Annotated in this window: 19 protein-coding genes and 1 pseudogene; 14 read left to right on the forward strand and 6 right to left on the reverse strand. The window is 49.5% G+C overall.

Annotated features, from left to right (window positions below; translation table 11 throughout):
- Positions 1–395: 395 nt before the first annotated feature.
- Positions 396–842 (reverse strand): putative quinol monooxygenase, encoded by a 447-nt coding sequence (locus tag DP106_RS14040; protein ID WP_120086322.1) that lies wholly within the window; start codon positions 840–842, stop codon positions 396–398.
- Positions 843–917: 75 nt separating this feature from the next.
- Here DP106_RS14040 and DP106_RS14045 point away from each other — a divergent pair, with 75 nt between their 5' ends.
- Entirely contained in the window at positions 918–2,123 is a 1,206-nt protein-coding gene (locus DP106_RS14045; protein ID WP_120086324.1) for a cytochrome P450, read from the forward strand.
- 342 nt (positions 2,124–2,465) lie between these two features.
- Positions 2,466–2,807 (forward strand): annotated as a pseudogene (locus DP106_RS14050) (transposase); the annotation flags it as partial.
- A 36-nt stretch (positions 2,808–2,843) separates the two neighbouring features.
- Here DP106_RS14050 and DP106_RS15600 read toward each other — a convergent pair.
- Positions 2,844–3,617 carry a DUF7260 family protein gene (locus DP106_RS15600; RefSeq protein WP_133305167.1) on the reverse strand — a complete coding sequence of 258 codons (774 nt, stop codon included), beginning with the start codon at positions 3,615–3,617 and terminating at the stop codon, positions 2,844–2,846.
- Between the two features lie 669 nt (positions 3,618–4,286).
- On the reverse strand, positions 4,287–4,970 hold the full coding sequence (locus DP106_RS14055; protein WP_120086326.1) for a haloacid dehalogenase type II: 684 nt from the start codon (positions 4,968–4,970) through the stop codon (positions 4,287–4,289).
- A 671-nt stretch (positions 4,971–5,641) separates the two neighbouring features.
- Here DP106_RS14055 and DP106_RS14060 point away from each other — a divergent pair.
- From DP106_RS14060 to DP106_RS14080, 5 genes are all read left to right on the forward strand, one after another.
- A complete protein-coding gene (locus DP106_RS14060; protein ID WP_120086328.1) occupies positions 5,642–6,244 on the forward strand; it encodes a tyrosine-type recombinase/integrase in 603 nt (200 codons plus the stop codon).
- A gap of 257 nt (positions 6,245–6,501) precedes the next feature.
- Positions 6,502–6,723, forward strand: coding sequence for a hypothetical protein (locus DP106_RS14065; RefSeq protein ID WP_120086329.1), 222 nt, complete (start codon positions 6,502–6,504; stop codon positions 6,721–6,723).
- 177 nt (positions 6,724–6,900) lie between these two features.
- Positions 6,901–7,239 (forward strand): DUF7344 domain-containing protein, encoded by a 339-nt coding sequence (locus DP106_RS14070; RefSeq protein WP_205738952.1) that lies wholly within the window; start codon positions 6,901–6,903, stop codon positions 7,237–7,239.
- 157 nt (positions 7,240–7,396) lie between these two features.
- A complete protein-coding gene (locus DP106_RS14075) occupies positions 7,397–8,368 on the forward strand; it encodes a helix-turn-helix domain-containing protein (protein WP_120086331.1) in 972 nt (323 codons plus the stop codon).
- A gap of 43 nt (positions 8,369–8,411) precedes the next feature.
- Positions 8,412–8,741 (forward strand): HalOD1 output domain-containing protein, encoded by a 330-nt coding sequence (locus tag DP106_RS14080; protein ID WP_165857915.1) that lies wholly within the window; start codon positions 8,412–8,414, stop codon positions 8,739–8,741.
- Positions 8,742–9,356: 615 nt separating this feature from the next.
- Here DP106_RS14080 and DP106_RS14085 read toward each other — a convergent pair.
- Both DP106_RS14085 and DP106_RS14090 read right to left on the reverse strand, forming a co-directional pair.
- On the reverse strand, positions 9,357–12,419 hold the full coding sequence (locus DP106_RS14085; protein WP_120086333.1) for a plasmid replication protein RepH: 3,063 nt from the start codon (positions 12,417–12,419) through the stop codon (positions 9,357–9,359).
- An 814-nt stretch (positions 12,420–13,233) separates the two neighbouring features.
- A complete protein-coding gene (locus DP106_RS14090; protein ID WP_120086335.1) occupies positions 13,234–13,419 on the reverse strand; it encodes a hypothetical protein in 186 nt (61 codons plus the stop codon).
- Positions 13,420–13,762: 343 nt separating this feature from the next.
- On the opposite strand from DP106_RS14090, the gene DP106_RS14095 reads away from it, so the two are divergent.
- The 7 genes from DP106_RS14095 to DP106_RS16145 all read left to right on the forward strand — a co-directional run bounded on the left by DP106_RS14095 (position 13,763) and on the right by DP106_RS16145 (position 18,694).
- The gene (locus DP106_RS14095) at positions 13,763–14,176 is read left to right on the forward strand and encodes a hypothetical protein (RefSeq protein WP_133305168.1); all 414 of its coding nucleotides are present in this window, start codon (positions 13,763–13,765) and stop codon (positions 14,174–14,176) included.
- Positions 14,176–15,333, forward strand: a complete 1,158-nt coding sequence (locus tag DP106_RS14100; protein WP_120086339.1) for a tyrosine-type recombinase/integrase — start codon at positions 14,176–14,178, stop codon at positions 15,331–15,333. The genes DP106_RS14095 and DP106_RS14100 overlap by 1 nt, the downstream gene beginning before the upstream one ends.
- A gap of 137 nt (positions 15,334–15,470) precedes the next feature.
- Entirely contained in the window at positions 15,471–15,794 is a 324-nt protein-coding gene (locus DP106_RS14105) for a hypothetical protein (RefSeq protein ID WP_240625445.1), read from the forward strand.
- 102 nt (positions 15,795–15,896) lie between these two features.
- Positions 15,897–16,784 carry a ParA family protein gene (locus DP106_RS14110; protein WP_120086341.1) on the forward strand — a complete coding sequence of 296 codons (888 nt, stop codon included), beginning with the start codon at positions 15,897–15,899 and terminating at the stop codon, positions 16,782–16,784.
- Positions 16,781–17,368: a hypothetical protein gene (locus tag DP106_RS14115; RefSeq protein WP_120086342.1), complete on the forward strand. Its 588-nt coding sequence runs from the start codon at positions 16,781–16,783 to the stop codon at positions 17,366–17,368. Before DP106_RS14110 ends, DP106_RS14115 begins: the two co-directional genes overlap by 4 nt.
- 564 nt (positions 17,369–17,932) lie before the next feature.
- Positions 17,933–18,361 (forward strand): hypothetical protein, encoded by a 429-nt coding sequence (locus DP106_RS14120; protein ID WP_120086344.1) that lies wholly within the window; start codon positions 17,933–17,935, stop codon positions 18,359–18,361.
- A gap of 183 nt (positions 18,362–18,544) precedes the next feature.
- A complete protein-coding gene (locus tag DP106_RS16145; protein ID WP_205738953.1) occupies positions 18,545–18,694 on the forward strand; it encodes a hypothetical protein in 150 nt (49 codons plus the stop codon).
- Positions 18,695–19,385: 691 nt separating this feature from the next.
- Here DP106_RS16145 and DP106_RS14130 read toward each other — a convergent pair.
- Positions 19,386–19,613 carry a hypothetical protein gene (locus DP106_RS14130; RefSeq protein WP_120086347.1) on the reverse strand — a complete coding sequence of 76 codons (228 nt, stop codon included), beginning with the start codon at positions 19,611–19,613 and terminating at the stop codon, positions 19,386–19,388.
- Positions 19,614–19,805: the final 192 nt, after the last annotated feature.

A 19,805-nucleotide genomic window follows, 5' to 3' on the forward strand; every position in this document is an offset into this window, starting at 1 on the left:
TGATTTCAAAAGCAGTGTTGTAATTTCGACTCAATGGCTGCTATTCAACAGAGCACTTCCAACTAGCCGCGCTTTTGAACTTCATCCTGCTTCCGATTCAATCTTGTTTGTTGGGACAGCATATGTGCTTATAATATTAATATTATTTCTTGTATTGGGCATTTTCTCCTCGATACTTTTTAGTAAAAAGAGGATTTCAACATAATCGGTCGCTTAGACCAACGCACCGGCTTGCAACTGATCGACAGCTACTCGCGTGCAGATCCACATTCACCGTGGCATACGCTTGGGCTGCCTCCTCTTTTACAGCCCTTTTCAGTGAAAACCACCTTAACTAGGAGTACTATTGATCTTGGGGATAAGTCGCATGCAACTTCTGAAGGTGGATAACCTCCTTATGGCCCTTCAGCTTCAATTTTTTCTGTTACCTCATACTGATATAACGTTGGTTCAGCACGCATATGCGGCTCAATTGCTTTTTGAAACCACTCAAGATGACTACTTGACTCGTGTGCTTCGACCGCTTCCCAGTCCTCATACTGTTCAATAATTCTCGCCGTTGCTGGTGCCTCAATATCGAATGTTATCCTATAATCAATAACCCCGGGTTCCTTTCTGGAGGTAGAAGCCATATCTTCTAGAATTTTGCTAGCTTCTGTTTTCAAATCGTCATATATTGGAACTTCAGAGTGAATAACAATCATATTTCTCCATAATCCACCTGTTACATAAAATATGGTGGTTCCTGCAGTGATGAAATATCTGTAGCCTTGGGTATTGTTTTGATAATATAAACAGGTGGTGATTAAGACAAACTTTTCATACAAGACAGAAAAACCCATAGAATACAGTCTAATTTATTTAATTTGGTCTTTAACCTAGAAAGATTTAACCGAAGTAGGAATACCTGATTACATATGGCATCTGATTCCAAAGTAGTAGATGGTGAGGCAGCTGATTCACTACCAAAGGGACTGCGTTCAAATGAAGCGTTACATGATCCATTTGATTGGTATCACAACAAACGGAGCACAGCACCAATCCAATATGATCCCAATCGAGGAGTATATGATGTATTTAGCTACGAACTCGTAAAAAAGGGGCTTCAGGATGCTGAATCCCTCAGTAGACCACAATTAACAGAGGAAGAAACGGACGATCCGCTTTCGTATTTTGATACGGGTATGGTTTGGTCTGATGGGCCAAGCCACAAACAAGTAAAAGGAGAACTGTTTCAATATTTTAGCCCGCGCATGTTGCAGGGGATTGAGGATTCAATTGTCTCAATTACAGAAAGCCAGTTAGATACAGCGATAGCTGATACTGGTGAACTTGATCTTGTTGAAGACTTTGCTGTTCCTGTCCCGCTACGGGTTATTATGGACTTCATCGGCATTCCGCAGGATGATCATGAACAACTACTGGAATGGTTAGAAACATTTCGGTCAGTTATGACAACTGAGGACAGCGACAAAACAAGCGTAAAAGGTGGCCATATGGCGGATGCAGCTGAGTATTTCAAAAATTTAGTAGATGAGCGTCAGTCGAATCCACAAAATGACCTTATTTCTCAGCTTAGCACAGAAACGGAACTAACTCCAGAGGAAATCGGATCAAACTGTTTTGATTTTGCGCTTGCTGGACAGGGAACAATGTCTGAGCTGCTAACCAATGCAGTGTATATATTAGATCAGCAAAGCTATATTTCCGAAATTGATGATTATGATCTATCCGTAGTACTTGAAGAAATACTGCGGTACAGAAGTCCACTTCAAGCCCGAGCAAGGAAAACGACAGATCAAATTACGTTAGGAGAAACGACGATCCCCGCTGACGCAACTGTCATCCTATGGATCGGCGCAGCAAACCGAGATCCTGAAAAATTTGAGGATCCAGACATGTTCGATGCTTTCCGAGATCCTGATCATCTTGCGTTCGGTAGCGGATCACACAATTGCATTGGTGCTCCAATCGCACGAATTGAAGCACCAATTATACTGGAAACTTTGTTTGATAGGTTTCCGCAAGTAGATATCGATTATGGTAATCTGATCCCGAAGCCAAAGGCCTCAAAACTTGGATTCGACAAGATGCCAGCTCAATTTTCCCCTCCCTCTGTCTGAAGTGCTCTGTTGAATAGGGTTCTCCGTGCGTGGTTTGCGCGAATTTTAACCAAGACATGGCGTGCGTTTCTCGGCGGATAATAGCACAGAAAAGCTCTGAAAGCTAATTGGTGAGAAGGAAATAACGGTCTAAAATTTCCGTGCACTAAGTGCACGGTTATTTAGGAATTTTTCAGGACCACCATCACTTTGATAGAATTTTCTTTTATTAATTCATCGGGTGCCAAATAATGCCAGAAGAAATCTTGATACGTCGGTTTTTACCGGCCACATATAAGCGACAAATCCACCGTATCCCGCTCTCCAAGAATTGGGAGGAGAAGGCTCTTACTGCAATAACTGAGAATTAGCTTTCAGATCGCGCCGAGGTCATTAAACGCCGGCGACCTGCGAAGCCTCGCTGCAGACCGTGGGTACGACGCAAGATCCTTCTGCGATGAACTCCGTGAAAACGGCATCAGACCGCTGATCAAACACCGGATCATGAATCCACTTGATCACGCCCACAACGCCCGCATGGACGGTGATCGGTATCACCAGCGATCAATGTCTGAAACTGTCTTCTCGTCAATCAAGCGCACGCTCGCCTCCGCTGTGCGTGCGCAAAATTGGTGGTTAGAGTTCCGAGAAATGCTACTGAAAGCTGCCGTCTACAACTTTCGTCGGAACGTCCGATATCCGTGAAATCAACCGCAGTGTACCGAAACTACAGAGACAAAGTTAGATAATAATTTCTTTTTTTATTTCTAGTTTTAATTTTTTATATTCCAGGCCAAGTTGTCCTATCATTTCAAGCACAGGATAGGTAGTGGACAATGATTGATAAAGATATGAATATAAGTCTGAAGTGGTACGATCTGTTTGCATCGATTTTCTTATTTTGTTTATATCTTGTTGTCTAATAATTGCTATATTGTCAAAAACATATAAATCATTACATATTTTATCTTTATATTCAATCAGACGGTTATGATCTATGTGTGAAAATTCAATTTTAGAATAATTATAGAGAGAGTTCGCAAGATCATTAAGCTCTTCATAGGAAGATTTAATCGAATCTTGTTCTAGTTGAATCGTTTTTCGAAGTTGTTTGCGGCTTTCAATTGCATTTTCTATTTGGTTTATTAATGCTGATTTTAAGATCCGAGTAAGGTTAGAAGATTCTGTTAGTGCAGTTGCGATATCAGAACCAAATTCTTCACTGATACTTGAGGCATATGTATCTCCATATTCAGCATCATAATGTGAGACAGACATAACTGTCTCACAATAGGCTGTACGAATTCTAGTAGTTGCATCAACTGTAGGTTTCTGTTCATAGCTGAATTCACCGATAGAATTTCTCGAGGCTGTATTTATACTAATATTTAATACCTGCTTCTTGAATTGCTCAAAAGCTCTAATTTCTTCTGTAACTTGGTTATTTTCTGTTAAAAGAATATCTATAGCAGATGAAATTTGTCCTCTCGTATTTGGGATAGCTGAGAGGCTCATACAGGAAAATTCTTTTAGAGACTAAATAATATTTCGGTTATCTGGATATACATACCCATATTAATAGAAAGAGCCAACCTATATTCAAATATATTCTACTTTTTATTTTATTCTAACTTCCAGCTATATTCTAATCTTCGGCGATTGAAATGCCGATCGCAACCTCGGTAAGCATCTCATCTCTACCACTAACTGTAGCTTCAAGTTTCAGTCGAACACATCAAGAAAGTCACTGTCTCCAGTAGCGGATGCCGAATCGGTCTCCAAAGTTCATAAACCATCCTGAGCGTGGGTCATCCAAAACCTTGTACACTTACAGTTGAAATCTATTTTATACAGCCTCCATCAACCTACCCTCTACACACTGGCTGTGGTGACTAGTGCTGCTTCACAGCCTCATGTCCCGCTTCCCATCGTGTTGGCTGTCTCAATCCTGCTCCCTGACGGCGTTGGTGAACCCGTTCACGTCACCGTATTCGACCTTGAGCGATTCCAGGCTCGGTGGTCACGCGCATGAAACGGACAGGGAAGCGATTACGGTAGCCAAGCAAACGAACAGATGGCGCGCCTCGGCGAGTGCCTCGCCGAAATCACGCCCTGCGACCTCCGGAAATCGTTATTTTGTAACTCTGGGACGAAGGTCGTCGAAGGAGCGATCAACTCCGGAAATCAAATGTTGAGTGTTTCGGCCAGTTCGTAGAGAGTCTCGATGACGAGGTCGGGCTCGGAACCAAATGGCTCCCATGGCATGGACTTTCGATCCACCCAGGCAGCCTGCATTCCGACGTTTTGAGCACCCATTATATCGAACCACCCCGCGGTTACGTGGACGATTTCCTCAATTGGCGTTCCGGTGCGTGTAGCTGCGTGTCGATAAATCTCCGCGGCTGGTTTGAACACTTGGATCTCGTCAGCACTAATCGTTTCCTCGATAATATCGCCGATATCGGCATGCTTGACCATCGAATCGAGCATCTCGGGGTTGCCATTCGAGACAACGTAACAGTCGTATCCGCCGTCACGGAGTCGCTCGATTCCGTCGCTGACATCGTCGAACACATCGAGCTCGTGGTACACATCAAGAATCTCGTCTCGCTCTTCAGTGGTGATGTCGGCACCGTAGACGTCGAGCGCGTACTGGAGTGCATCCCGGTTCATCTCGTAGAAGGGTTGATACGCATCAATAGCGTTCGCGACAAATGTATATTCGAGTGACCGGGCCCGCCAGAGCTTCGAGACGGGCTGTGGGTCGTCAACTCGCTCGGCGAGTGCTTTCTCGGCGGCGTCGATGTCGACGAGCGTGCTGTACGAATCGAAGGTGACTGTCGAGACTTGATCAGGTTTGAATTCCATATGTTGTCCCATGTAAGCAAATATAGCAACATTCCGGAAAAATATAAACATCTTGGATAATTAAGTGCGGTCTTCTCGATACTCACTTTCGAGACCCAGATCTGCCAGTCACCATCTTTTTATAGGATAAACGAACCGAAGACAGCGTTGAGACGGATCTCGTTGGTATCATCGAGATGATCGTTGAAGCCTATCGTGACGAATATCTGGAAGCTATAATTTCCTGTGAGTTCCCAGCAAGTGCATCGGTCGCTGCGGGTGACGCGCATCGCGCACGGTGTTCATATTGAATATAATATATTAGTTGTTACTAATAATAATCCAGTCGGATCGCCACACCGCCGGTATCGATCTGTAACGAAGGTGACGAAGGTGACGAAAAGATTCCCCAGCGGAGGCCAAGTGAGTCAGATGGTGGGTGACGGATCTGGATCAACGGTCGAGCAGTATCTGGTCGCGTAAAACAGCAACCACCTACAATTGGTGGATGTGGATTTCTATGTGTATTGCTGCCACCGGTGGGATGAGTCACGAATAGCTGAAACGGTGGTGGGTTGGCGTAATCGAGTTATTGAATAACTCGCTTACTCAACCCGTTCAACCCCCCTATATCGGGGGTTATTCGGAGAAAATCAGTAATTCTATAATCGGATACTCAGGACAATTCGATTATGGTTCGGATCAAAGATGACGGGGGAACCCACACCAAATGCCTGCTCGATCCATTCGACGAGGAGGCTTCCCAACTCGAAGCTGCCGCGAGAGATATCGATTGGGAGCGCGAAATTGCGATACAACTCATGGTTAGATGTGGGCTCCGGGTTGATGAGATTGATTACCCTACCCTTGATCGGCTCAGATGGTCGTCCAGCGGCGATTGTTGGCTGCTTGAAGTCCAAGGCAAGAACACGAAGGGCGGCGGAAAGAAAACCAGAGATGCGTGGGTTCCTGAGGAGGTGGCTGAGAATATTCAACGGTTCAGTAGCGAGCGTAACCGAGACGCTACGGAGTCAACCGTCTCTGTGGCAACGTCGTCTGTTCGCCGGTGGGTAAAAGAAGCAACCGAGCAGCTGGCCGACGATGGCCATAGTGATCGATGGCGATCAGTCTCTAGTCACGATCTCCGCCGAAGTTGGGCGACGTACCACATCGTCGAGCGAGGCGTTGACGTGCGAACGATGATGTCGATTGGCGGGTGGTCAGATTACTCGGCGATTGAACCGTATCTCGGTGAGGCCACAGAGAATAAGATCGGCCAGTCGATGGCTGATTGATGGCTTCTACCGAAAGCAGTGAAATAGCGGTATTTGTCTCGAAGTTGGAAGTAGAGCTGTGCAAGATGGAGAGCTTGAGTTCAGCACGGCCAGTGGGATCTATGCGTTCATACCACTATTGGTTCACGTACCGTTGGTGATCACGTTCGTTCGAACGTACATGGGACAGCGAGTTTTAAATACGCAAGATGACGTAAGGGGCGGTGGATCACCGGCAGTCATTGTTCGTTGTCCTGCAAGGTGTTCCCAGTACTATCATGACTACATCATCGAACGACCGATATTCCGAGTCTCCAACCGAGGCCTTCGAGCGAGCACTCGCTACGCTGCTGCGGGAGTTCTTCGCTAATGGCACTGAGATCGAAGGCGGGTGGGAGGTCACCTCTCCGTCGGAGTTGGTGCCGGACTGGCGGGTCGATATCGAGAAAACCAGCGGTGTTGTTCCTCCGGACAATGGCGGCGACTTCATTGACGAGTGACGTCCTCTGTCTTAGATAATATATCTCTATCTGGTTCGAACTGATCTCCAAAAAATATGCAACTGTTGTGACGTGGTAACATACAGTTAAGCTACCTCATACCAGAGAGCCATGTGTACTCTACGGTCGCAGTCCAATAGAGAACGATCAAAGAAAACGGCGGAGTATGATAACCATATGCCGATCAAAACCGATGACGACAGCAGCCCTGAAAGCATTGACGCAGAGAAAGCCATGTCGGGAGTCTTCAAACTGCTTTCCCACTACCGTCGCCGAGTCGCACTCACATATCTCGCCACACAGGCCGGTACTACCCCTGTGAGCGACGTGGCCGATCAGATCGCGCTCCTCGAAGACGAACACACCCGCGACAACTACGAGCGCATCTGCATGAGTCTCGTCCACACTCATCTCCCGGTGTTGGCCGACGCTGGCACTATCACGTACGATTACGACCAAGAGGTCGTTGAACTGCGTGATCAGGGGACAGACGTACTTCAGTATCTGAATTACTGACAGTTGATTTACTATTCATCTGTATTTGTGTGTCCTCCCTTTTCAACGCTTGATTAGTGGCCGTACAATCTACGCGCTTTGGGTTCAGCACAATCGTATCCAGTGGTAGCCGAGATTCGGTGCATGATTTATTTCTTGTGCCAGTCAATGAATCTCAATGGCTGGTTCGGGGCGAATCACCGAGGAGGACGTGCTCGACGCCTTCGAGCGGGTAGCTGCTCCTGACGAATCACTCTCGACACGGGAGGTCGCCGACGCCCTGGATTGCGCCCGTCGTACTGCCTACGAGAGACTGTCCGGGATAGCCGACGATGGGCGGTTAAACACGAAAAAAGTCGGGGGGCAAGTGCGCATCTGGTGGCTCCCTACCGACAATGATACCACCGACGCATCGACCGCTGAGACCCCTTCTCTCCCCGAACTCACCTCCGAGCAGATCCTCGAACTCGAATTTCACTCCGAACAACTCGCCAAGCCATTCATCGAGGCGGGTGGGCCTGCCTTGCAGGTACGGGTCAATAGAATCGTCCCGCTTGACGATGGGGGCCAACTACAGTACTGGACCATCACCGGCATCCCCCCGAAGACGTATATAGAGTTGGTCACCGACATGTCGATAGTCTTCAATGTCCGACTGCTCGGTACCGTCGAAGAGACGTTCAGAGTGGGGGTCCGAACCACCGCGGACTCAATGTTCACTGCGTTCGATGCGTTCGACGGCTACACGAAGGAAGCCTATATCGACAACAGCAAGATGAAAGTCATCGCGGAGTTTCCAGCGACCGTCGACGGTGAGGCGGTGGTTGAGGTCGTCCAGGGCGTACATCCAAGTTTGGAACTCGTCGGACAGCGCCTGGTGTACACGCCGCTGCTATTTCGAACGCTCGCCGAAGAGCGCCTCACAGAGCGCCAGTGGACCGCCTTTCAAATGGCCTACTACGCCGGATATTTCAACCGGCCACGGGAGAGTTCGGGCGACGACCTGGCAGAACGGATGGGCATCGCCCGGCAGACGTTCCACCACCACTTGCGGGAAGCCGAACGACTCGTCGCTCAACTCCTCCTCGAAGAGCTAAACGAGGAACGCAGCACAGTCGGTCACAGCGGCGGCAGCGATCGTTCTGACTAGTACCAACCATCTCTTACCCCCGTTCGACCACTCAGGAAGAGTTATGAAAGAGAATTGCGAGAGGCTGACCGATGTAGAACCAGCGTACGACTCGCCCGGGTTAGTAGACAGAGTCGGATACGATCCGACAACCGAGACATATCACGCTCTGCACGACTGGACGAGCGATAGCCCACTCTCGATAACCGTTGTCGAGGCGCTCGCTACGGCGACCGGTGACGAACCGACAGAGATGAGACCGATTCACTCGGTGATCGATACGGATGCACTTGACCGGGTGCTCTCCCGTGACGATACTGTGATGCTTTCGTTCACGTGGGAAGATCACGACGTACAGGTATCCAGTTCTGGCGAGATTATTGTCTCCAGATAGACCATGTTCCGTAGCGATCCTCCCTCTGCTAACGAAGACGTGGCGAAACTCCGTCTCCAACTGAGTGAGTTGTCCCTGTCAGAATTAGAGAAGTGCGGACTGGTTGAGTGGGACAGGGACAATCACATCGTACGGAAAGGCCCGGATTTTGACAGCACATTGCCTGAAGAGTGTGTTGAGTGAAGCAGACCGTGCCTCGGTATGTAATTCGAGTATGCCTCTCGAATAGATGATTACTGCCGCTACTTGCGTGATTAGCGACATCCGGGTTATATTCTCTAAATTATATTTCTGCCAGGATGAACCAATCGTGACGCTGTTAGTAACAATAATTGATAACTTGATCCGACTCCGATACATTATTTGCCTATACTGATCGATCAGAATAACCCGGTACGGTCTTAGTCGTGGTGCAAGATACGCGCTGTGCATCTTGCATCTCAGATCAAATACCATTCTTATCTGGTAGCATCTCATCCAGTCAGTTCAAAACCCTACCAAGCAGCTGGGTTGAATCAATTACGGAGACATCAACACCTCGTGAATGGTTTAATGACAGGCATAGCTATTATCAGACCAAGGGGATCAATCCGCCTCTGAGAGCCGACTCCCTACTTATACGGAACTGCTTTCAACTATGGTTCGTTGCGACTCATCCAGAGACTCGGGCCACCGTCCTATCGTGATTGCCCTCTCTTTGTCTGCTGACGTTGCAGCCTCGGCTTCCCGTATCTCGTCTCTATCTGCATACGCCCCCCATAGGAACGCCCACCACCTGGATAACCGACGATGTGCACTGAATAGTGCTTTCAGATCATCTTCTGGGTGGATTGGGCACATCCCGCTCATATACACCTCTTCGAGCTCCGGAAAGTCGTAGTGTGTAATATAGTGACAGATTACACGGCTCCCGATATCCCGGGGGAACTCCGCAGTAATAATCTGGGTATCTGGATCTGGATCTCCAAACGGCTCACCGCGATTACTCTGTGGACTCCACCATGGCTCTAAGTGGCCTTTCCACCGCCGTCTACCTCCGGATTCAGTTGGCTCGATGATGTCCCACGCTGCCAGTTCGTTGATATACCGGTCGTAACTGCTTCCAGAGATCCCAGCCTGCTCGATGATGTCTGAACGACCCAGTGGCTCTGAAGCATAGAGAAGAGTTTTCAGCAGTTTCGTTGCTGTTGGCGGGAGTTCAGGCAGTAGTCGGTCAGCCGGGAGTTGTGACAACCCGTAAGAGATGTCGCTGACACTTATGAAATCAAAACTTTGGGTTGACTGAGCGATGTACAACATTGCCTCGGCAACATCGTGGGGACAAGCTCGGTGGGGACGATCTTCAGTACCCAATACTCGGAGGAAAAGCCGCACGAGACGCTCTAGGTCGTCTTCTCTTTCGTGGATATCGCCCTGGTGAGAGACATTGTACTCCTTTGTGGTGGCATACTCTTCGACGAGATTACGAATCGACGTATAGGTATTTGCGATCTGCACGGGGATCTCCATCACCGGTGCAGCCTCTGTTCCTTCAGCGATTGCCTCCCGGATCTCACTGGCTTCACGTCGAATCGCCGTCTCAATCTGTGGCTTGAGATCGGTCATTGTTGGCCCTGAAAACACCCATGAGGCAGTCAGGTGCATCGTTGGATCATCCTCGTCAATATCGTACGGAAGCCGCATTTTCAGCTTCTGCTCGCGCTCTTCGAGAAGCATGCGGTATCCTGAGTGAATTCCGTAGACTGACTGTTTAGGAACTGTGTACCGGGCGAAATCGAGGAAATCATTCAGCCGCTTGTCGTCCCGGATCAGCATTCCAGTATCCGGCATTCGGACGTTGATCGTCACGTCAACGCCAATTGCGTAGTAGAGCTGTGTCGCTGAGGCAATCAGTCCCTGGAGATCCCGAAAGAGCTCTTTCCGAGCTTCGATATCATCGCTGTTGGTGAGTTCTCCAACCTTCTGAAGACAGAGGTTTCGAACCGTCTGGATACGATCTTTCCAGCCACTGTAGTGTTCTTCGTCCTCGCTAAACCACCCAATCTGGTGGCCCCACCGGATGATGTCTCCAGCTTTCTGATCGAGTTGCTCAACTACAGCGTCGTCAATGTCCTCGAACTCGTTACCGAACTGGGATGGCGTGAGGATCTTACTCAGAGCTTTGTCGCTCAGTAAGGCTCCCGCGATACGTCCCAGTGTTGAGAGGGGGCCACCCCACTGCGGTACAACAAGGAGATCGTCGTGGAAGCAGCTGAGGTAGGTAACACGACCGTCGTCAAACTTGTCCAGACGGTCATCCACGAGGTTGACTCCACGGGTTTGCCGTCCAGCGAGGTATCGCTCGTGCATTCCCCAGGCGTCAAGCACCTCAGATGGGCCATCAAGCCACTGTACGTAGTCGTCGCCCTGGGTTGGAGATCCCGTCGTAGACAGCCACTCTTCGGCGGAGCTTGTGGCTGTCATGGTAGCGGTGCTGTCGGCGGTGTCGTTGGCGGTGCCGTCGGCGGTCGAAGGTGTCTCCCTCCCCCCTCCCGTGTCCCATTGCGCTCGATACACTGTACCTGCATCGGACTGAGGGGTTGGCGTAAGAGCCGTCTCAAATGTCGCCTGGGTAGGATGGATCAACTGATAGTCATCGGCAAGGAACTCTTCGACAGCAAGCTGGCCGAGTGGCGTAAGAGACGTGCTGTTGTACCGGCCTGAGCGATCAATAGAGACGAGACCCAACTCTTCAAGATCAAGCACATAGCGACCAACAGTGCCAGGTTTGACGTTGATCTCGTCGTCCTGCTTCAGATCGCGGTAGTCACGTGAGCCACCAGCAGGAAGGTTCCCAAGCAAGCGGAGGCGGCCAGACTCTTCTGGTAGCTCCTGTAACACTTCCCACGCCTGTTGACGGCTCGCCCCTGGTGACTGATCTGCCTCAATTACTGTCTCATGTGGGGACTTGTCTGGGCTCTCAGTAAGACCGAGATGTGCATCATACCACTTCGGATACCGTCGACGAAGATGCTTCTCCAAGCTAGGTGAGATAACGAGCCGGACATCAAACGCCGATCCCAGCACGGCGATTGCTGCCAGAGCTCGCACACCTGTTGACCGGTCGGTTAGATTAGTCCAAGATTGGCCATCGAGCAGGAGGGTAATCGGTTGAGGAGTGTCGTCTAGTTCGTGGTGGAGCGCAACTGGCCCTTTAGCGAGTGCCTCAAGGCCACCATTCATTGAACCTTTACCAGTCCCAACATCCGTCAGCAACTGCTTGAGCGTCTCATATCGACCCTGATGGTATGTCGAGAGATCGTCCTTTGTTGATTCAGCGTATTTGCATGCAAACTCGACTAACGAATTCTGATAGTCAACGGCTTCTGCCTCGCTGTCGCTCCATACTTGCGTGGAGTCCTGGGATTTTCGCTGTCCAAACCAGAGGGTTTTGTCCTGCAGAGCGGGTAACACTGACCCATAACGCCCGTGTGTGAGGATCTGTGGATCAATGTCAGCGATAAACTTCCGAATTGTATCGAGACTAGACGGGAGTAGTTCATCGAGCAGCTGCGGAATCCACTCAGTGATTCTCGGAGAGATGTCGCTAACAACGATACCAGATGTCGAAGGCGATCCACCGGGGGTAGCCTTCCGGATATTGAGGTTTCGATCTTGCTTATCGTGTGATGAGGTCATGTAGCCCGCCGTTTAGCGAAGCGGACTGTGCGGAGATAGATCGACGACCAGTTTGGGCCGAAAAGGATTTTAACCCGAATACCGACCGTACTGGTAGGAGCATACCGTCACACGCTCCTCGTAGGATCATATCCACTGATCCGCTTCAGGAATACTACGAAACGAAATCCGGGACTAAGTGTAGGATCTTTGGGCCCGGATTTTCGTTTGAAATTATACTGGTGAGTCATAACTATCGTGTACCCGTGGTGCTATCGCGGTTGGCTTCTATCGTGAGTTGGTGTTGACATGCTTCTCGATGGGTAGCGTCGTCTCTACGCGCCCATACGTGAGGGTGAGAGACGGAGCTGTAGCTCTCTGAAGGCAAACGCTTATACTGGTTCGCAAAGAAGCAGGAGGTGTCCAAGCACCTGCCTCTTTTGTTGAGTCTATGTCCTTTAGCTTGTAGCTCAATTTGTGATGTGGAGTGACTTAAACTATTGCCTAGGGGTTGCCCAGCTGCAGTCGCGCCTATCTTAACATAGGCTAAAGTGGCTGGTTCAACGATCTGGTCACTATCGTTGCACGCAGATCTGACAGATAGCTGATCATCGAAGCCGCCACCGTCGAAATTATCAACGCTCACCGGTCAACACCCCAGATTAAGGAAGACACTAGAGAGACGGTGAAACTAATACTCTGGAACACGAAGGAACTGACACGGCCCAACTCAATTGACGAGTCAGCGCAGGTATCCTTGCCACGGGAAGATGCGCTAACTCGTGTGGCCGGTGTCAGCCCCCCTCTTGGGGCTGAAACCAACATTCAGGAGTGGCTACTCTGAGCCGTCACCCCCCTCATCATCGTCAACAACTTCGGCGACCGAGATCTCGTCGAGCCGGACGAACGACTTCTTATTCTTGATTCCCAGCACTTCCCGCACCTCAACGGGGATGACAACCACCCCATCCTTGGAGCATTTGACGACCCCGGCAGACTCCGACCGCTCGGATTCGCTCATACCCCAGAATTGTGTAGGCCAGAGTGATATAATTAACGCAGTCTAATACAAATCAACTTGAAATTACTCGGTTAGACCCAGAATCAGTTTTTGTGTTATCACAGTTATATAAACACGCCTTTTCCATTTAAGATGTTAAAACTTACCCCTACGCAGTAATGCGATTCTAATATCTATTGATTTTATCCAACTGTATCAATATCAAAATCACCGTCAAATGTTAATACAATCGTTTGTAGAATAGATTGTCAAATCACAGCGTTACTTTTACAAATCTGGATGCACTGTGTTAGACTGTATTAGACTGAAAGTGAACTTGCACTACTAAACAATACACAAACCAATGGCAAAATACACAGAACCATGCAATATAACGGTCAGTGAAGAACAGGATCGACGAATAGAGAGAGCAGTAAACGAGGATGGTTACAGCTCGAAAGCTGACTATGTACGATCAATGCTCGAAGCCGGTGAGTCGAATGTCGCTGCGCTCGACCCACGTACAAGCGATACCGACACAGACACTCACGCCAATCATGATACCGCAGAGGCGGCAGCAAAGGCTCTCTCTGATTCCGCTCTCATCGATCAGTTAGATCAGGGAGAAGCCAACAAACAGGGGTTTGAGAAGTCTATACAGTCGTTACGGCAGGCATTTGAGAACACGCTTGTAGACCGGCTTGGAGAGTTGTCAAATAACCCAACTAGCCCGGTACAGGACGATAACAGAGGCAACTACTATCTGGAGGATTCCTGATGTCCGCTGGAGACGGCGATTATCTCGATACGTTCGATCCAGATGGTGATGTACTCTGGTTTTGGTACCAGAGGTGGCACTGCAACGCCAATACAAAGGATAACCAATCTACAGAGGGAACAAAAACGACTGTTAGAATTGCATTAAACAGATTTGAGCGGTTTTTAGCTGCACAGAATAGCGATCAAACATACGACTGCCATTGGTCGAACATCGACATTAACACTGTTTCTTATGATGATATCGTTCCACCCCGAGAGGTGACGCCAACATTAGCCGAGCAGTTCCTTATCGAACTCCAGCAGACGTTTGCAGCAAAAACGCAGCAAAACACATACGCCATTGTAAAGCAGGCGTATGAGTGGTGTGAAGACAGTGTTGAGTCAGTTGAGGCCGACCCATTTGCGGTCGTTGAAAAGAAGCACAAAGAGAAAAATAACGATTGGATTCTTAACACTCCAGATGTGAGGAATCCATATATCATTTCGATTCCAGAGGCTCGTGAGGTGGTAAGATCATGGAAGCACCCAATGTGGCTCGCAATCCAATTGCTACTTGCTAAGTATGGCCGACGAGTAGGAGGTATTAGCAATCTAGATTTCGAGAATGTTCATATAGATCACCCTGGCTGCGATTGGACTGTCCATCCCGATCTGCGGCAGTGGCCAGATCACATATCGTTCAGGGCTGACAAACGAGCGTCTGAGGAAAGTCGCAACACCGGGAATAAAACCAAGACGAATGCAGTGTATCCAATTGATTCGGAACTGAAGGATGCATTACTCTTGTATTTGACAGTCCGACCACAGCCAGACTCTCCGACTGACCCTCTGTTTATTAAGCAATCTAAAGGTGAAAGATTATCTGGAAGTAATATAGGCGGAAAGTTCAGAGAACGTGCGGAAGAGTTAGGATATTGGTACGGTGCCAACGATGACGACAACCTCAATCCACACTACTGGCGACACTGGGCGACCAGTTGGTATCAGAGCCAGTTCGGTGGCGACGAATCACAAGGACGCACAGCACTAACGAAATATCTCCGTGGCGACAGTAAACAGGATATTATCGGCATCTATGACAGCTATACAGAGGACAAGCGAGATACGATCCTCGACGCTATGCCGACGTTCCTTGAGCCGTATGTCGAAGGGTGACAGATGCAACAGACCCTAAATTGCCATCAGCAACGTGTTGTGTCTCAACCTCTTCTCAAATGCACCTATGACTAATTCCGAGTCTGAGACTGTCATCAAGGAGTACGCCCACGGCTACGAGATCGTCGAGGAGGAACGTGAGGGCGATTACAACCGGTACCACTACCAAGGCCCGATGGGTCGGAATCAAGACCTTCGAGAACCCAGACAAGGTCCAACTCTATGCCGACGTACACACCGTCACAGGCGGCTTCAGAGAGGAGAAGACCGGCGAACGTGGCGCACCACCTGCCGTCGCACAGTCCCGTGAGGACGTGCTGATGGCATACTACGCAGCGCAACCCACCATGTCGATGCAGTGGGTCGCTGCACAGTTCGATCTCCCTGAGGATCGTCTTCGAGAATACGTCAGGTCACTCCGAACTCGAGCCGAGCAGCAGCGCGCTGAACAGTCTGATTAATTTATTCTGGCAGAGTTAGTAGGCTATGCTAACTCACACCGATGACATCCGTCTGACGTAATTATATCACCTATCCACTCGTCTAAGATATCACATACGTACATGACCTCACAGACGACACAGACATCCCGGATCTGCTTCTTCAACCAGAAGGGCGGTACCGGGAAAACGACTGTTGCAATCAACGTCGCCGGAGCTCTCTCCAAACGTGACCGGGACGTGCTCTTCGTCGATGTTGACCCGCAGGGAAACGCCACTGAAGGACTTGGACTCCTCGATGAATACGATGCTCGACCGCCGACAATCTTCGATGTGATCACCGACCGTGAGGCACGAAAATCAGTGGATAGCCTGATTGTCGAACACGAAGAGTTCGACGTACTACCAGCAAACGTTGATCTCCTCAACATCGAGTATGAACTCACTATCGCTGATCTCATGGGGCGGATGAGCAGTGCTGAAGCTCAAGAGATTCTCGCTGACTTCGCTATCAACGTTGATCCGTCCGATCTCGAAAGTCGTCACGCGAAGGGGATGCTATCCAAGGCTCTGGACGCAATCAACTACGAGTACGATTATATCCTAATCGACGCACCGCCGTTCTTCGGTGAGATCTCAGATAACGCCCTCTACGCTGCCCGAAATGTATTGATCCCCTCACTCACGGAGTCAACCTCCCAACGGGCAATCGAGTTGCTCTTCGATCAGTTTGATGGCCTTGAGGAAGAGACGGGTATCACGATCCGTGATATCGGTGCTATCGCCAATCGTGTCGAGTCAACGAAAGAGGCTGAGAAAATGAAGGACTGGCTTGCGACTGCGTTCCCCGATGTTCCGGTCTGGAATATCCGTAAGCGTGTCGCACTACAACGGGCCTACGCAGCTGGTGTCAGTATTTTCGAGCACTCTGAAAGCAGCGATATGGAAGAGGTGTTCATGGAGATCGCCACTGAACTTGATGACGAGTTCGGGAAAGGTGAGCCAGCATGAGCGGAAGCGATGACGATGGGGACGACCAGGACAAAGACCGCGCCCAGCGTGTCAGAGACCGACGTAGCCGACGTGATCGTGATAGCAGAGGTCGTAGTAGCGATGACGAGGACGAGGAGCAGACATCCAGTACGTCACAGACAACACAGACAGATAAGACATCACAGACAGAACAGACAACACAGACAGATAAGACATCACAGACAGAACAGACAAAACAGATGGAACAGAGCAAACAGACAGAAGCAGCCGAGCAGCGCAGCATCGCGGACGATACATCACAGATGTCACAGACTCAATCCGATACGACCGACGAGCAGTCTCTCGACGAACAGCCGATCAAAGAACGAACCCACGAGACGTTCTATCTTCGAGATGACCTCCGACGTGAGCTGCGGCGCATTAGTGGGCAGGCGAGCCTTGATTTCGAGATGGAGTTCGACACCGAGCTAGAGAAAAATCGTCACCTACGCCCGTTGCTGCTCCATCTCGGAGCCAAGCAGCTGAAGGAAATGAATCCAGAAGCAATCGAGAATGCTCTGAATGAAACTGATATTCTTGACAGCGTGGACGTTGACGAGTGATTTAGTGCGTCTGTGACATCTGTTATATCAGTGCTATCTGTTCTATAACAGGCATAACAGATTGATATAGCAGTATATGATTTACTCGTCCATTCCGAGCCTCAATGGATTTTAGACGACAGTGCTGGGAACACTCCCAGCAGTCGCACTTCCTTGGGTTTCGGAGGCTCAAACCCCCACTCCTATGAGACACGATACCAACCACTCGGTATGGGCTTCAGTGCGAGTTGGAGCACGCTCATCAGAGAGCAGAAGAGCTACATGAGGATGCGATACTAATCACGCCAATAGAGCAGGCTCGTTTACCGAGAATTAGGTCACGTGATTCGATCAGTAATATAACCGCACCACCTTCGGATAGGAATTCTAAATATATTTACAGCGGCACTCTGTGGTGTATCTGCATTTCGGATTCGAACGTAACAGAAGCTAATACGGGCGATAAAACCGTTTTACAGGGGCAACTCGGGGTGGAAAAGATCGATACTAGAAGAGTAACGAGAGGTTCGTCCACTACTGAAACCAGCACGAATATCACCCAATAGTTAGTACAGACTACTAACAATGCCGAACAGGATCAAGAAATCAGCCGGGGGGCTGGCTCTCCAAATCACGATCGAGGCTCGGAAGTCGGGGCTAGTTGTCGAGGATACCGAAGGAACAGCGACACGCCGCGCTGAAGTCTATGTGTACGGATTTGACGATCTACTCTTGCTCGTTGACCGCGAGCACGTAGCCGTCTCACACCGGACAGAGTTGGTTGCTGCCGCAGCTCGGGATACGGGTTCGATCCATCGAGGCGAGGTTGCAATGGTCGAAATCGCAGGGAACGGCTACCAGATTCAACTTCCTGGCTGCCGAGATGCTGGCTTCGAGGTTGGTGACAACGCACCGGTGGCGGTTGGAAACGGCGTGATCGCCATCCACAATGAGAGTGAGCGTCGGCTCGCCGAGGATCTCTTGAGTATCCGTACTGAGCAGGTTAGTAGCTAATACTAATAATGGCTCTTGCTCAGCATGTTTTAGTGTAACCAAATTAATAAGAATGGGTCAGATCAAATAAATAGCTAAACAATCGAGCGATTCGAGACGCATGATCACCGCGATCTCGTAGGCGTCTACGACCAGTTGATAGGGAATCCAACGTGTGACCCATTCGATGACAGTGGCGCGACTGTGAGCGCGTTTGAAGCCGCTGAGTGGCTGCCACTGCTTAAGCACAACCTCGCCGACATCCAACGAACACGAGGACTCGCAGAACTCGCTGGGCGGTTTGTCGCTCGCTCAGATTTCAACATGAAAAACCTCGAACCACCTCGCCAGTGAACCTGCCATTGCGAACTCACAATAGAGCTCATATTTACATAATTAACTTGATAGTGGTTGTAGATGCTGAGAGAGATTCACCCAGTTTTAGCTGTTTGTTTTAAACAAAATCTTCAAGCGGAAATACCCGCCCCCCTGGGGGTTTAAGTCAAACCCACAAGCGGAAATGGGGGTCTGGAGGCATCAAATATGATTGAATTCCTATATGAAGATTAATTGCCGACACCCCGTGTGTAGATGCTCATGCTCGGGCCACAGAATTGCCGACACCCCGTGTGTAGGAGCCTACGATCAAATCCAAATAATTGCCGACACCCCGTGTGTAGATGATCATGATCGGGTCACAGAATTGCCGACACCCCGTTGGGTGCAGCAGGTGGAAAACCCGTACCGGGATGGGAACCGTATATTATGCAATCGTTTGCACGGTAAGACGGTAGGCGAATCTGCTCAGAAATATAGTGGGTGATACCCACCCCCCGGACTTCCGTCGTTAGCACCGCGTTCAATAGATACCAGTCGTGGTCATGATTTTAGCATGAAGGTCTGCAACCGCTAGGAAACTGAATCAGGATCGACCGCAATCATCAATTCAATCGGGATCGGCTGGAAGGTATACCGCACCCCTCAGTAGAAGCGGCTTTTTGCTGGAAGACACACCCTGCCGTGACCGCTGATGAGGATCGAGGAACTACTGTATGGGCGGTCGAATCGATTGGTGTCGAAAGTCTAGTTCCTCACCGTTGCTGAACTCTACCCGGTAGATGATTGAATCCTGTTTGTCACCGGTGAGCGTTCCTACTTCGTCCTCCAAGAGATCTACAATCCGTCCGTGCTCGCCGTGATATCGGTCGTGATCCGGATCAGTCTCATCAGGGATATCAACCCTGACTCGATCACCAACGTCGTATTCCGACATAGATATCGATGGTAGCACTTCGAATCAAGCTGATTTGATGCCTGCGATTGGTGGTACGGATTAGCGCGATAATTACGACCAGATTTCTGTGATAGCTGTTCAATCTACTCTGTTGAATAACGATACTTGTGGAGAGTGGTAGATATTGAATCGGTGTGTGAGCGACCCAGACTCGTGATTTCAAAAGCAGTG

Source organism: Halonotius pteroides, from assembly GCF_003605635.1.
GTDB lineage: Archaea > Halobacteriota > Halobacteria > Halobacteriales > Haloferacaceae > Halonotius > Halonotius pteroides.

Coding starts and splice junctions, on each gene's coding strand:
- DP106_RS14040 (WP_120086322.1), bottom strand. CDS start 842: ATGGGTTTTTCTGTCTTGTATGAAAAGTTTGTCTTAATCACCACCTGT.
- DP106_RS14045 (WP_120086324.1), top strand. CDS start 918: ATGGCATCTGATTCCAAAGTAGTAGATGGTGAGGCAGCTGATTCACTA.
- DP106_RS15600 (WP_133305167.1), bottom strand. CDS start 3,617: ATGAGCCTCTCAGCTATCCCAAATACGAGAGGACAAATTTCATCTGCT.
- DP106_RS14055 (WP_120086326.1), bottom strand. CDS start 4,970: ATGGAATTCAAACCTGATCAAGTCTCGACAGTCACCTTCGATTCGTAC.
- DP106_RS14060 (WP_120086328.1), top strand. CDS start 5,642: ATGGTTCGGATCAAAGATGACGGGGGAACCCACACCAAATGCCTGCTC.
- DP106_RS14065 (WP_120086329.1), top strand. CDS start 6,502: ATGACTACATCATCGAACGACCGATATTCCGAGTCTCCAACCGAGGCC.
- DP106_RS14070 (WP_205738952.1), top strand. CDS start 6,901: ATGCCGATCAAAACCGATGACGACAGCAGCCCTGAAAGCATTGACGCA.
- DP106_RS14075 (WP_120086331.1), top strand. CDS start 7,397: ATGGCTGGTTCGGGGCGAATCACCGAGGAGGACGTGCTCGACGCCTTC.
- DP106_RS14080 (WP_165857915.1), top strand. CDS start 8,412: ATGAAAGAGAATTGCGAGAGGCTGACCGATGTAGAACCAGCGTACGAC.
- DP106_RS14085 (WP_120086333.1), bottom strand. CDS start 12,419: ATGACCTCATCACACGATAAGCAAGATCGAAACCTCAATATCCGGAAG.
- DP106_RS14090 (WP_120086335.1), bottom strand. CDS start 13,419: ATGAGCGAATCCGAGCGGTCGGAGTCTGCCGGGGTCGTCAAATGCTCC.
- DP106_RS14095 (WP_133305168.1), top strand. CDS start 13,763: ATGGCAAAATACACAGAACCATGCAATATAACGGTCAGTGAAGAACAG.
- DP106_RS14100 (WP_120086339.1), top strand. CDS start 14,176: ATGTCCGCTGGAGACGGCGATTATCTCGATACGTTCGATCCAGATGGT.
- DP106_RS14110 (WP_120086341.1), top strand. CDS start 15,897: ATGACCTCACAGACGACACAGACATCCCGGATCTGCTTCTTCAACCAG.
- DP106_RS14115 (WP_120086342.1), top strand. CDS start 16,781: ATGAGCGGAAGCGATGACGATGGGGACGACCAGGACAAAGACCGCGCC.
- DP106_RS14120 (WP_120086344.1), top strand. CDS start 17,933: ATGCCGAACAGGATCAAGAAATCAGCCGGGGGGCTGGCTCTCCAAATC.
- DP106_RS14130 (WP_120086347.1), bottom strand. CDS start 19,613: ATGTCGGAATACGACGTTGGTGATCGAGTCAGGGTTGATATCCCTGAT.